General features: G+C 67.6%; 12 protein-coding genes and 1 tRNA gene. 3 read left to right on the top strand and 10 right to left on the bottom strand.

The window, feature by feature from the left end; all coding sequences use genetic code 11:
* From HUW43_RS02000 to HUW43_RS01960, 9 genes are all read right to left on the bottom strand, one after another.
* The coding region (locus HUW43_RS02000) for a zf-TFIIB domain-containing protein (protein WP_188235850.1) at positions 1 to 144 on the bottom strand (144 nt) is incomplete at its 3' end.
* 49 nt (positions 145 to 193) lie between these two features.
* Positions 194 to 802, bottom strand: coding sequence for a cation transporter (locus tag HUW43_RS01995; RefSeq protein WP_053555767.1), 609 nt, complete (start codon positions 800 to 802; stop codon positions 194 to 196).
* Positions 795 to 1295, bottom strand: a complete 501-nt coding sequence (locus HUW43_RS01990) for an SRPBCC family protein (protein WP_053555766.1) — start codon at positions 1293 to 1295, stop codon at positions 795 to 797. Before HUW43_RS01990 ends, HUW43_RS01995 begins: the two co-directional genes overlap by 8 nt.
* Before the next feature lie 97 nt (positions 1296 to 1392).
* Entirely contained in the window at positions 1393 to 4629 is a 3237-nt protein-coding gene (locus HUW43_RS01985; protein WP_188235849.1) for an efflux RND transporter permease subunit, read from the bottom strand.
* 5 nt (positions 4630 to 4634) lie between these two features.
* The gene (locus tag HUW43_RS01980) at positions 4635 to 5807 is read right to left on the bottom strand and encodes an efflux RND transporter periplasmic adaptor subunit (RefSeq protein WP_053555764.1); all 1173 of its coding nucleotides are present in this window, start codon (positions 5805 to 5807) and stop codon (positions 4635 to 4637) included.
* Complete coding sequence (locus HUW43_RS01975) at positions 5804 to 7072, bottom strand: TolC family protein (protein WP_027443720.1); 1269 nt, start codon at positions 7070 to 7072, stop codon at positions 5804 to 5806. The genes HUW43_RS01980 and HUW43_RS01975 overlap by 4 nt, the downstream gene beginning before the upstream one ends.
* Before the next feature lie 57 nt (positions 7073 to 7129).
* On the bottom strand, positions 7130 to 7591 hold the full coding sequence (locus HUW43_RS01970) for a hypothetical protein (RefSeq protein ID WP_188235848.1): 462 nt from the start codon (positions 7589 to 7591) through the stop codon (positions 7130 to 7132).
* Between the two features lie 217 nt (positions 7592 to 7808).
* A tRNA-Thr gene (locus tag HUW43_RS01965) sits at positions 7809 to 7884 on the bottom strand.
* A 68-nt stretch (positions 7885 to 7952) separates the two neighbouring features.
* The gene (locus HUW43_RS01960; protein ID WP_188235847.1) at positions 7953 to 8423 is read right to left on the bottom strand and encodes an Lrp/AsnC family transcriptional regulator; all 471 of its coding nucleotides are present in this window, start codon (positions 8421 to 8423) and stop codon (positions 7953 to 7955) included.
* Positions 8424 to 8547: 124 nt separating this feature from the next.
* On the opposite strand from HUW43_RS01960, the gene HUW43_RS01955 reads away from it, so the two are divergent.
* The 3 genes from HUW43_RS01955 to HUW43_RS01945 all read left to right on the top strand — a co-directional run bounded on the left by HUW43_RS01955 (position 8548) and on the right by HUW43_RS01945 (position 11198).
* Complete coding sequence (locus HUW43_RS01955; RefSeq protein WP_188235846.1) at positions 8548 to 9600, top strand: Leu/Phe/Val dehydrogenase; 1053 nt, start codon at positions 8548 to 8550, stop codon at positions 9598 to 9600.
* A 12-nt stretch (positions 9601 to 9612) separates the two neighbouring features.
* Entirely contained in the window at positions 9613 to 9867 is a 255-nt protein-coding gene (locus HUW43_RS01950) for a hypothetical protein (RefSeq protein WP_188235845.1), read from the top strand.
* Between the two features lie 107 nt (positions 9868 to 9974).
* On the top strand, positions 9975 to 11198 hold the full coding sequence (locus HUW43_RS01945) for an NAD(P)/FAD-dependent oxidoreductase (protein ID WP_188235844.1): 1224 nt from the start codon (positions 9975 to 9977) through the stop codon (positions 11196 to 11198).
* Here HUW43_RS01945 and HUW43_RS01940 read toward each other — a convergent pair.
* The gene (locus tag HUW43_RS01940; protein ID WP_188235843.1) at positions 11195 to 11815 is read right to left on the bottom strand and encodes a DUF4126 domain-containing protein; all 621 of its coding nucleotides are present in this window, start codon (positions 11813 to 11815) and stop codon (positions 11195 to 11197) included. The genes HUW43_RS01945 and HUW43_RS01940 overlap by 4 nt on opposite strands.
* Positions 11816 to 11923 lie beyond the last annotated feature (108 nt).

Here is an 11923-nt window from a genome sequence, read left to right as displayed (position 1 = left end):
GATCTTGTCGAGTTCGCCGCGATCGAGCCAGACGCCGCGGCATTGCGGGCAGTAGTCGATCTCGATGCCCTGGCGCTCGCTCATGACGAGATCGACGCGACAGGCTGGACACAACAGACTCGTTGAAGTGCGGCCTTCTACCATGATGGCATCCTTTCTTCTTCGGCTTGGGGGGAGTGAATGGTGGGAGGCCTCATTCCTTTGCCTCCCTGTCCCGGCGCGCTTCCTCTCGCGCATCGCGCAGGATCTCGACGCCACCCTTGACGGCGATGGCCGCGGCAAGCAGCCCGACCAGCAGATCGGGCCAGTTGGAGCCGAGCCACCAGACCAGCAGGCCGGCGATCAGGATTCCGCCGTTCGAGATGAAATCGTTGAAGCTGAAGGTCGTCGCGGCGCGCAGGTTGACGTCGGGCTCGCGCAGCCGTTGCAAGAGCTTGAGGCAGATGAAGTTGACCACAGCCGCGACCGCAGACATCGCCATCATGGTGATGCCGATCGGCTCGCTGCCTTGCAGGTAACGTCGTCCGACATCGAGCATGATGCCGCCGGCGAAGATCAGGAGCATGACCCCCGACACGGCGGCCGCGCGGGTCTTCCATTTCGCGCCTCGGCTGAGCGCGATCAGGCTCAGTGCGTAGACCGCCGCGTCCGAGAGATTGTCGAGACCGTTGGCGAGCAGCGCGCTGGAATCGCCACTGATCCCAGCGATCAGGAAGGCCAAGGCGATCCCGACGTTGAGCATCAGCACGATCCAGAGCGTGCGGCGCTCGGCGGGCGCGCCCGCGGATGCAGGGTCAGTCATTGGCGGCCTTTCGGGTGAGCTGGGCCTTGCGGGCACGCCGGCGCTGGCGGTTGATGGTGAGGCTGCTGCCGCGCGCTTCCCTGGTGAGGTAGCGGAGCAGCGCCGCATCCTGCGCGCGCATCGATCTGCGCAGGCCTCGCCGCACGAGATAACCAAGCGGGCTCAGCGCGCCTTCCATCCTGACCGTATGGCGAACCTGCGTCTGCGGGCCGGCCTCTTCGAGCGCATATTCCTCGCTCAGCGTGAACAACCCGCCGAGGCCGATCCGCCAGGCGAACCGTTGTGCCCGTTCGTAGGCGACGATCGTGGCTTCGGTTCTTAGCGGCAGTTCTCCCTTGAGCATGCCGAAGGTCAGACCGACCTCGGCGTCAGGGGCAGCAACGCCGCGAAAGCGATAGCTTGGATGCCACAGTGCGAACGCAGCGAGATCGGCGATATGGGTCCACGCCCGGATCGGCGTGATGGTCAGGGCGAAGGAGGTGGTCTCCTTCATGGCCGGCGCGCCGCTTCGGTGGCCCAAGGGGCGGACGGCAAAGCCGTCTGCCACTCAGCCCGCACGCTAGGCGTGCTGGTGCGATGATCGTCGAGCCTCACAGCGGAGCCTCGACGGGATCGGAAGGCGGCGTGTCATGCCGCTCCTCCCGTGGCGGTACGTCCGTCTCCTTGCGCCCATAGCGGGCATAGAGCGTCGGCAGCACGAACAGTGTCAGCAGCGTCGCCGAGACGAGGCCCCCGATCACCACGGTCGCGAGCGGCTTCTGCACCTCCGCGCCCGATCCGGTGGCGATCGCCATCGGCACGAACCCGAGGCTCGCCACCAGCGCGGTCATGACGACCGGCCGCAGCCGCATCATCGCGCCCTCGCGCGCGGCCCGTGCCCGGTCCATGCCTCGCGCCATCAGGTCCTGGATCGAGGAGACCATGACCAGGCCGTTCAGCACCGCGATGCCGGACAGGGCGATGAACCCGACCGCCGCCGAGATCGAGAACGGCATCCCTCGCAGGAACAGCGCAAGCACGCCCCCGACCAGCGCCAGCGGCACGCCGGTGAACACGATCGCCGCGTCGCGCACGCTGCCCAATGCCCCGTACAGCAGCAGGATGATGAGCGCGAAGCAGGCCGGGACCACCAGCATCAGCCTTTGACTGGCCGACTGGAGGTTCTCGAACTGGCCGCCCCAATCGAGATATTGCCCTGCCGGCAACCGGACTTGGGCGTCGATCGCGGCCTGGGCGTCGGCGACGACGCCCGCCACGTCGCGCCCGCGCACGTTCGCCTGGACGACCACGCGGCGCTTGCCGTTCTCGCGGCTGATCTGGTTGGGACCGTCGGTGACGCCGATCTCGGCGACGCTTTGCAGCGGGACGAACCCACCGTTCGGCAAGGGCACCGGCACCTGGCCGAGCGTTTGCAGATCGGCGCGCGCCGCATCCGACAGGCGGATGGTCACGGCGAACCGCCGGTCCCCTTCGAAGATCATCCCGGCGTCGCGGCCGCCGATCGCCGCCGATATCGTGTCCTGCACGGTCTGTGCGGTGATGCCGAGCCTCGACATGATGTCGCGGCGCGGGCGGATGTCGAGCATCGGCAGGCCCTCGGTCTGCTCGACCCGGACATCGGTCGCGCCCCGCGTCTGGCGCAGGATCGCCGCGATGCGGTTGGCGGTCGCGGTCATCGCGTCGGTGTCGTCGCCGAACACCTTGATCGCGATGTCGCCCCGCACGCCCGCGATGAGCTCGTTGAACCGCATCTGGATCGGCTGGCTGATCTCGAACGCGCCGCCGGGCAGCCCTTCCAGCACCCGCTCGACCTTCGCCACCAACTCGGCCTTGGAGAGGTTCGGGTTGGGCCATTCATCGCGCGGCCTCATGATGATGAAGGTGTCGGAGATGTTGGGCGGCATCGGATCGGACGCGAGTTCCGCGGTGCCGGTCTTGGAGAAGACGAACCGCACCTCCGGCAGCCGCCCGATCTGCCGTTCGATGCGTGACTGCATCGCCTGGCTCTGATCGACCGAGGTGCCGGGGATACGCAGCACCTGGGCGGTGAGGTCGCCTTCGTCGAGCTGAGGCAGGAACTCCTGGCCGAGAAACGAGAAGGTGAGGATCGCGGCGAGGAATGCGCCGACCCCGACCCCCATGGTGAGGGTCGGCCGCTTCATCGCCCGATCAAGACCCGGCACGTACCGGCGCTTGAGCCAGGACATGATGCGGCCTTCCTTCTCCTCGACCGGCTTTGAGAGCCAGATCGCGAGCATCGCCGGCACGAAGGTGAGCGAGAGCACGAAGGCGCAGACGAGCGCGATGATGACGGTGAGCGCCATCGGCGTGAACGTCTTGCCCTCGACGCCGGTGAGCGTCAGCAGCGGCACATAGACGAGGATGATGATCGCCTGCCCGAAGACGGAGGGGCGGATCATCTCGCGGGCGGCCGTGGCGACCACCGACAGCCGCTCGTCCAGGTCAAGCGTGCGGCCATGATGATGTTGCCGCTCGGCGATGCGCCGCAGCGCATTCTCGACGATGATGACCGCGCCGTCGACGATCAGGCCGAAGTCGAGCGCGCCGAGGCTCATGAGGTTGGCCGAGACGCCGCCGCGCAGCATGCCGAAGCTGGTCATCAGCATCGTGACCGGGATCACCAGCGCCGCGATCAGCGCCGCGCGGAAGTTGCCGAGCAGCAGGAACAGCACGACGATGACCAGCAGCGCGCCTTCGGTGAGGTTCTTCGCCACGGTTTTGATGGTGGAATTGACCAGCGCCGTGCGGTCGAGCACCGGCTGCACCACGACATCGGTCGGCAGCGACGCGTTGATCTCGGTGAGGCGCTCCGCGACCGCCGAGGCGACGGTGCGGCTGTTCTCGCCGATCCGCATGATCGCCGTGCCGACAACCACCTCCTCCCCATTCTCAGACGCCGAGCCGTAGCGGATCGCCTGTCCCAGGCGGACCTGTGCGACCTGATCGAGCCGGATCGGCACGCCTTCGCGCGTCGCGATCACGGTGCTCGCCAGCTCTCCGACATTGCGGATGCGTGCGTCCGAGCGGACTGCCAGACCTTCGCCGCCGCGGTTCACGACGCCGGCGCCCACGCCGACATTGTTCTCTTCGAGCGCGCGGGCGAGGTCGGACAGGTTCATGCCGATGGCGGCGAGGCGCTGCACGTCCGGCACGACCTGGAACTGCTTCACATAGCCGCCGATCGAGTCCACGCCGGCGAGGCCGGGCGTGTTCCTGAGCAGCGGAGCGACGATCCAGTCCTGCGCGGTGCGCAGATAGGTCGCCTTGTCGGCTTCGGTGACGAGCCGCTCGCCTTCGGGCGTGATGTAGCTGCCGTCGGGCTGGATGCCCGGCTCGCCGGGCCGGTGCCGGTCCTCCCGGCGATGTTCGAGATGGACCGTCCACATATAGACTTCGCCGAGGCCGGTCGCGATCGGCCCCATGGTCGGGACCGCACCCTCGGGCAGGCTTTCCTCGGCGACCCGCAGCCGCTCGGCAACCTGCTGGCGGGCGAAGTAGATGTCGGTCGAATCCGAGAAGACCGCCGTGACCTGCGCAAAGCCGTTGCGGCTCAGCGACCGCGTGTATTCAAGGCCGGGAACGCCCGCGAGCGCGTTCTCGATCGGGAAGGCGACCTGCTTCTCGACCAGCTCGGGCGAGAGCGCCGGCGCGGTGATGTTCACCTGCACCTGATTGTTGGTGATGTCGGGAACGGCGTCGATCGGCAGGCGACTGATGGCCCAGCCGCCGATCACCGCGGCGATGAGCGTCAGCAGCAGGATGAACCAGCGGCGCTCGACGGAGAATGTGACGATGCGGTCGATCATGGCGGTCAATGGCCTCCATGCTCGGCTTCGCCCTTGCCGAGTTCGGCCTTGAGGGTGAAGCTGTTGGCGCCGGCGAGCTGTTCGTCGCCGCGAAGGCCCGAGGTCACGGCCACATTGTCGCCGCTGGGCGCGCCGAGCGTGACCGGGGTTGCCCGGAAGCCGTGCTCGGTGCGCACGAACACCATCTGTCGGCCTTCGACGGTCTGCACCGCGCTTTGCGGGACCAGCACCGAACCGGCGCCGGCATCGCCGCCGGCCAGCCGGATCGACGCGGTCACCGGCTCGCCGACCCGCCATTGGCCCAAGCGGTTGTCGATCACCGCGATCACCGTCGCGAGCCGCGTCGCCTCGTCGAGGATCGGCGAGACAAAATCGACCCTCGCCACCGACCTGCGTTCCCCCGCGACGACCTCGATGTCCGATCCCGGCCGCACCCTGCCGGCATCAGCCGGCGAGAGGGCGAGCGTGACCGCCACGCGCGAAAGATCGGCGACCCGGAACAACTCCGCGTCGGCCGCGACCGTCTGGCCGAGCGTCACGCTGCGCGCGACCACCTGGCCGGACAGCGGCGATGCAATGCTGACGCGGTTGAGCGCGCCGCCTTGGCCACCGGCCGCGGCGACCTGCTGCTGCGCGAGGCGCAACGCGATCCGCGCCTCGGTCGCCGCCGTTCGTGCGGCGATCAGATCCTGCTCGGGCGAGACGCGCTCGTTGAACAGGCGCTGTTCGCGGCGAAGATTGGATTCAGCAAGTCCGAGCCTGGCGCGTGCTGCCTCGATCTCGGCGTTAAGCGACGCCGCCTCACGGCTTTCGATCACCGCGAGCGTTTGCCCCCGGCCGACCGATTGACCGAGATTGCGGGTGAGCGACACCACGCGCCCGCCGATCGCGGCCGACACCACCTGCATGCCTTGCGGATCGCCTTCGATCGTCGCCGGCAGCGTGAGCGCGCCACCACCGCTGCGCACCGCACGGACCAGCTCGATGCCTGCCGCGCGTATCTGCTGCGGCGTCAACTCGATCTCGCCTTCTTCTTCCGCGTGACCGCCTTCCTTGCCGGCTTGCGCGGTGTTCCCGGCATCGGCGTTCTCCGGCGCGGGGTCGCCGCCGGAGCATCCCGCGACAGCGAGGGCGGCGGCGAGGGTGAGCGGCAGGACCGCTGCAAAACGGGTCTTCATGGGTTTTCCCCCTGGGTAGTCGGCGCGCGTGCGGTCAGCCGCTCGAGCTGCGCCTGGGCGATGTGGTAGGAGAGCAGCGCGTCGATTGCGGCTGCGCGCGTCTCGGCAAGCGTGCGTTCGGCGTCGAGCAGGTCGAGCTGGCCGAACTTGCCTTCCCGGTAGCCGATGCGGGCGATGCGGGCGGCTTCCTCGGCCGCCGCCAGCGCAGGACCGCTCGCGGTCGCGGCGCTGGTCGCGGCATTGGCAGCGTCCGCTTGTGCGCGGGCGATGGCCTGATCGACGTCGAGCGCGGTGACCCGGCGTTGCGCCTCTGCCCGCTGCCGTTCGGCCGAAGCCTGTGACAGCGCCGCGCGCCCATTGTTGAACAGCGGGAGCGGGATCGACAGGCTGAAGATCGCCGCCGTGTCGTTGGTCTGCTCGAACCGACGGGCGCCGGCGCCAACAGTTAGATCGGGCACACGCTGCGAACGGGCGAGCCGAACCCCTGCGTCGGCTATGGCGAGGTCGGCGTCGGCCGCAGCGAGCGCCAATGTGCCGGCGCTCTCGATCGGACGGAGCGGCCCATAGCCTGCCGGCACCTGGCCGAACCAGCCCGCATCGAGCGGCCCTGTGATCGGTTGCCCGACAATCCGTGAGAGGCTGTAGCGCGCAACCTCGACGGCGCGTTCTTCGCGGGCAAGGGCCGTCTCGGCATTGACGCGAGCCACGTCGGCGCGCTGGACCTCGATCGGCGAGGCTCGGCCCGCCTGGACGCGAACCTGCGCGGCGCGCAGCGCCTCCGTCGCGATACGCACTTGATCGCGCGCCGTTACAAGCCGCCTCTCTGCGGCGGCGGCTTCGGCATAGGCGCGGACGACCGACAGCCGGAGATCAGCCTGCGCGATCGCCGCCTGGATAGCCGCTCGATCACTGCGCGCATTGGCGACGGCGATCCGCGCCGATCGCTTGCCGCCAAGCTCGATCGGCAACGTGAGGGAAGTCGTCGCCTCCACGCTGTCGATGCCCCGATAGGGGCCGGAGCCGGCCACATTTTCGGCTTCGACGGTGACGCTTGGATTGGGGCGCAGACCAGCCACGCGGCGACCGGCTTCTGCCGCCCGCACGTCGGCCGATGCGGCCTCCAGCGACGGCGAGACCGCGCCCGCCAATTCCAGCGCTTGGTCTAGTGTGAAGGATTGGCCAGCTTCCGCTGGCGGCGGCTCTTGGGCCTGCGCGACGCTCGCGCAAGCCATCGCGGCCAACACGGCCGCGAGCAATCGGTGCATGATCGAAGACTCCTGACGATTCCGGAAAGCCCCGCAGACGGGGCTAGGTTGGAGTCGTCAGGCTCTTGGAGGGCGGAGTGCTGGGTCTGTGCCAGCCGACACGAGGTCTCTGGCGTTGCCGATGGAGGGCGGCGACGCCGACAGCGACAAACTGGCGCCGACCCCGTCGTCAACCGGCGGGGCGACCTGATGATGCCCGTGACATCCGCCATGCTGGTGCGGCGTGGCCTTGTTATCGTCGGAAGGGACCTGCTCGCTGCCGCCGCTGTCATGGGCCGGGTCTGATGCAATGTCCGAGTCGACGCAGACAACAACAACTGGCTCCGCGGCATGCGCGATCGTGCCCGCCGTCACCGACAGCGCGACAAGGCACATCAAGATCGCAGCCAAAATACGAGCCATTCGCATCTCGTAGCACAGCAGCGCCGCCTTGAGAACCGTTGCATCGTCGGCCGTGATCGCGCACGGGTTGGGCTTGGTGTGTTCTGGCAGTTCCTTTGGAGTAGCGCTTGCGGCCATTCTCGGCAGTGCCGAGCGGCCGTGAGCACGTTTAGACGGTGCTAGGGTAGTATGACCGGCGACACATATTCGTTATGTTTATCCAGCGTGGGGCACCATTTTTCTTTCCACCAGCGGTGATTGCAGGGCGGTCAGGTGACAAGCCGGACCTCGGCGCGCGGGGCCGCGGCCCGGCTGAGCGCTGTCCGTCGGTGGGCCAGTCATGTTCGGGGATACGTGGTGCCGCTTACAGGACTCGAACCTGTGGCCCCATCATTACGAATGATGTGCTCTACCAACTGAGCTAAAGCGGCAACGGGGGCGCCACTAGCAGTGGCGTGGGGCGAAGACAAGCGCCCTTGCGCAAGATTCGGGCGGAGGCTCATTCGCCGCCGAGCGGCAGCTGCGTTGTCGCCTTGATTTCGGAAAGCGCGACGGTCGAGTTGATTTCCTGAACGCCGGGCAGCTTGCTGAGCTGGTCGAAGAAAAAGCGTTCATACGCGTCGATGTCGCGCGCCACGATGCGCAGCATGAAATCGGTCGTGCCCATCAGGACGTAGGCGTCGAGCACTTCGGGAAAGTCCTGAATCGCGGCGCTGAACTCGTCGAGGTTGGCGCGGCCGTGCGCGTTGAGCTTGACCTGCGCAAAGACATGCGCGTTGAGCCCGACCTTGCGGCGATCGACGATCGCCACCCGCTTCTTGATGAAACCCTCGCGCTCCAGCCGGTCGATGCGGCGCCAGCACGGCGACACCGACAGGCCGACGCGCTCGGCGATCTCGGCCGTCGTCTGATTCGCGTCGCGCTGCAATTCGCGGAGAATCCTTATCTCAAATGGGTCCAGATCGGGCATTCATTTCGTCTATCAGCTGATCGCCGAACAGAATATCCCCAAAATGCGCCAACGAATGAAATCGCGATCAAGAACGTCCCGCCAGTCGATGCGATAAGCAGCGCATCGTTCAGGGAGAATCGTCATGGTCGTCCGTCCTGCCCGCCTCGCCCCGCCGCTTGAATGCGTGCGCCTTTATGATCCCGAAGCCGGGCTCGACGGCTTCATCGCGATCCATTCGACCGCATTGGGACCGGCGGCCGGCGGCTGCCGCCTGTGGTCCTATCCAGACGCGAGCCATGCGCTTGCCGACGCCGTGCGGCTGGCCGAAGGGATGAGCTACAAGAATGCGCTTGCGGGACTGCCGCTCGGCGGCGCGAAGGCCGTGTTGCGGCGGCCCCGGGGCGAATGGGATCGTGCCGCGCTGTTCCGCGCCTTCGGCCGCGCGGTCGAAGATCTGGGCGGCCTCTATGTGACCGCCGAGGATGTCGGGACGAGCGTGGAGGACATGCAGGAGGTCGCGCGGGCGTCCCGACATGTTGCCGGCTTGCCGTCTGTCGAGGGGCGCGCCGGGGGCGATCCGTCGCCCTGGACCGCCAGGGGGGTATTCGACGCAATGGCGGTCGCGGCCGAGTTTGCGCTGGGCCGCGGACTCGACGGGCTTACCGTCGCGGTCCAGGGCACCGGCAATGTCGGCGCCGACCTGTGCCGCCGCCTTGCCGACGCAGGCGCGCGGCTGGTGATCGCCGATATGAGTCCCGTGCGCCGCGACCGGCTGAAAGCCGTGCTTGGCGCCGAAGTGGTCGACGTGTCAGAGATCGCCTTGGTCGAGGCCGATATCTTCGCGCCCTGTGCGCTTGGCGGCTCGCTCGACCGCGACACGGTGGTCCGCATGAAGGCCAGGGTCGTCTGCGGCGCGGCGAACAACCAGCTCGCAAGCCCCGATGTCGCCCGCCTGTTGCTTGATCGCGGCATCGTCTATGCGCCCGATTATGTCGTCAACGCGGGCGGCATCATCAATGTCTCGGCCGAATATCTGGGCGAGGGCGCGTGCGACGTCGAGTTGCGCGTCGCCGAAATCGGCCCGCGCGTCGGCGCGCTGCTGGAGCGGGCGGCGCGCGAGGGGCGCTCGCCCGCGATCGTCGCCGACGAAATGGCGGAAGAAGTGATCGCGGGCGCACAGCGCGCGGCGGCCTGAGCCGGCATTCCCATGCACCGCTTTGCAATCGACGCGATGGCCGACCCGCAATCGCTGCCGCGCGTCGCCGATTTTTTCGCGCAGCGTGCGCTGGTTCCGGCGACGATGACGATGCACCTGCTATCGGCGCACATGCGCATCGAGATTATTGTCGCCGGACTGGACGCCGCGCAGGCCGCCGTTCTCGCCGCCAGGCTGGCCGAGGCTGTTGCGGTGTTGCGATCCGACGTGACGGCCGCCGACCCGCCGCTGCGTCTCGCCGGCTGACAGCGCTGCATTCAACTTTTTCTTGACCGGGCAAGAGGCGAGCACGGCTTGCCTCGCCGCGCCGTGCGTGCAACGGGCGCGCTGATCAATGGCGGGAGGCAGGCGCAATGCAGTTCGATGTGGTGATCGTGGGCGGCGGGCATGGCGGCGCGCAGGTGGCGGTGATGCTGCGGACGCAAAAGTTCGCGGGCAGCATCGCGATTATCGGCGACGAACCTGAACTGCCCTATGAACGCCCGCCGCTGTCGAAGGAATATTTCGCGGGCGAGAAGGCATTCGAACGCATCCTGCTGCGCCCCGCCCGTTATTGGGACGAGCGCGAGGTGACGATGCTGCTTGGCCAGCGGGTCGTGTCGGTCGATCCGGTCGGTCACTGCGTTACCACGGACAGCGGGGCGACGATCGGTTATGGCAAGCTTGTATGGGCGACCGGCGGCGCCCCGCGCATGCTGCCGATTCCCGGCGGCGACCTGCCCGGTGTGCAGGGCGTGCGGACGAAAGCCGATGCCGATGCAATGAAGGCGGCGTCCGAAACCGCGCGTCAGATCGTCGTCATCGGCGGCGGCTATATCGGGCTTGAGGCGGCGGCGGTGCTGCGCAAGGCCGGCAAGGCGGTCGTGCTGCTCGAGGCGCTCGACCGCGTGCTCGCACGCGTCGCGGGGGTCGAACTCTCGCGCTTTTTCGAGAAGGAGCATCGCGATCATGGCGTCGACCTTCGGCTCGGCGTCAGCGTCGAGGCGATCGAGGGCGACACGCACGCCACCGGAGTGCGGTTGGCGGACGGCAAGGTGATCCCCGCCGACCTCGTCATCGTCGGCATTGGCATCGTGCCCGCGGTCGAGCCTTTGATCGCTGCGGGAGCGAAAAGCGGCAACGGCGTGCTCGTCGACCGCTTTTGCAAGACGAGCCTGCCCGACATCTATGCGATCGGCGATTGCGCAGCGCACGCCAATGATTTTGCCGAAGGCGCGGTGATCCGCCTTGAATCGGTGCAGAACGCCAACGACCAGGCCAATGTCGTCGCCAAGGCCATCTGCGGCGACGAAGCCCCCTATCAGGCGCTGCCCTGGTTCTGGTCGAACCAATATGATCTGAAACTCCAGACCGCAGGCCTGTCGACGGGCCATGATCAGGCGGTGCTGCGCGGCGATGTCGCCAGCCGCAGCTTTTCGATCGTCTATTTGAAGGCGGGCAAGGTCATCGCGCTCGACTGCGTCAATGCGACGAAAGATTATGTGCAGGGCCGCATGATCGTGACCGCCGGGCTGCGCGCGACGGCGGAGCAACTGGCCGATACCGCAACGCCGCTGAAAGCTCTGCTGCCGGATTAAGCGTCCAGCGGCGGCTCGTCGCCCAAGGCTTTCTTCAGCTTCGTCTGGATGTTGCGGAGCAGACGGCGCAGCGCGACGATGACCATCACCGCACCGATGGCGAGCAGAACCGCGATGACGACCGCGAGCGGCGGAAACGCAATGGCGAGCGCGATCAGGCCGCCCGTCGCGACATCCTCGCCGGTCGATACGACGGCATTGCTGACGGGTTCGGGGCTGACATTGACGACGGCGCGCGTCGTCGCCTTGGCACCGTGGCTGAGCAGCGCGCCGCCGCCGCCGAGCAGGAAGGCGACGACCTGCCACGCCGGATCCGAACTGTCGACCAGTGCCAGCGCAAGCAGCGCGCCGCCCAGCGGGCGGATGATGCTGTGGACCGTATCCCATGCCGTGTCGACCCAGGCGATCTTGTCGGCCAGGAACTCGGCGATCGTGCCGACCGCGGCGACACCCAGCACCCATGGGTTTGCGAGCACCTGCAGCGCCGCCAATTGTTCGGGAAGCGGCAGCCAGCCGAAGCGCATCGCAACGCCCGTTGCCAGAATCGTCAGATAGAGCCGCCAGCCCGCGAGCAGGCTGAGACTCCCCGCAACGCCCAAAATCTCCACGATTCCCAATGGTCCGCTCCCTGTCCCGTGGATATGGTCCGCCGATCATCCTGCACCCTTGGCGGCGCGGCGGCAATGGCGGGATGACAAGGTGGAACGGCGCGGTTATCGACGGGA

Source organism: Sphingopyxis sp. LK2115 (assembly GCF_014595975.1).
Classification (GTDB): Bacteria; Pseudomonadota; Alphaproteobacteria; order Sphingomonadales; family Sphingomonadaceae; genus Sphingopyxis.
Note: the sequence above shows the minus strand (reverse complement) of the source record. Positions and strands in the feature narration are given on the sequence as shown.

What these genes read in the sequence shown, in the direction of transcription:
- HUW43_RS01955 (WP_188235846.1), top strand. Translation starts at nt 8,548, where the DNA reads ATGGTCGTCCGTCCTGCCCGCCTCGCCCCGCCGCTTGAATGCGTGCGC.
- HUW43_RS01945 (WP_188235844.1), top strand. Translation starts at nt 9,975, where the DNA reads ATGCAGTTCGATGTGGTGATCGTGGGCGGCGGGCATGGCGGCGCGCAG.
- HUW43_RS01975 (WP_027443720.1), bottom strand. Translation starts at nt 7,072, where the DNA reads ATGCACCGATTGCTCGCGGCCGTGTTGGCCGCGATGGCTTGCGCGAGC.
- HUW43_RS01970 (WP_188235848.1), bottom strand. Translation starts at nt 7,591, where the DNA reads ATGGCCGCAAGCGCTACTCCAAAGGAACTGCCAGAACACACCAAGCCC.
- HUW43_RS01990 (WP_053555766.1), bottom strand. Translation starts at nt 1,295, where the DNA reads ATGAAGGAGACCACCTCCTTCGCCCTGACCATCACGCCGATCCGGGCG.
- HUW43_RS01985 (WP_188235849.1), bottom strand. Translation starts at nt 4,629, where the DNA reads ATGATCGACCGCATCGTCACATTCTCCGTCGAGCGCCGCTGGTTCATC.
- HUW43_RS01995 (WP_053555767.1), bottom strand. Translation starts at nt 802, where the DNA reads ATGACTGACCCTGCATCCGCGGGCGCGCCCGCCGAGCGCCGCACGCTC.
- HUW43_RS01960 (WP_188235847.1), bottom strand. Translation starts at nt 8,423, where the DNA reads ATGCCCGATCTGGACCCATTTGAGATAAGGATTCTCCGCGAATTGCAG.
- HUW43_RS01980 (WP_053555764.1), bottom strand. Translation starts at nt 5,807, where the DNA reads ATGAAGACCCGTTTTGCAGCGGTCCTGCCGCTCACCCTCGCCGCCGCC.
- HUW43_RS01950 (WP_188235845.1), top strand. Translation starts at nt 9,613, where the DNA reads ATGCACCGCTTTGCAATCGACGCGATGGCCGACCCGCAATCGCTGCCG.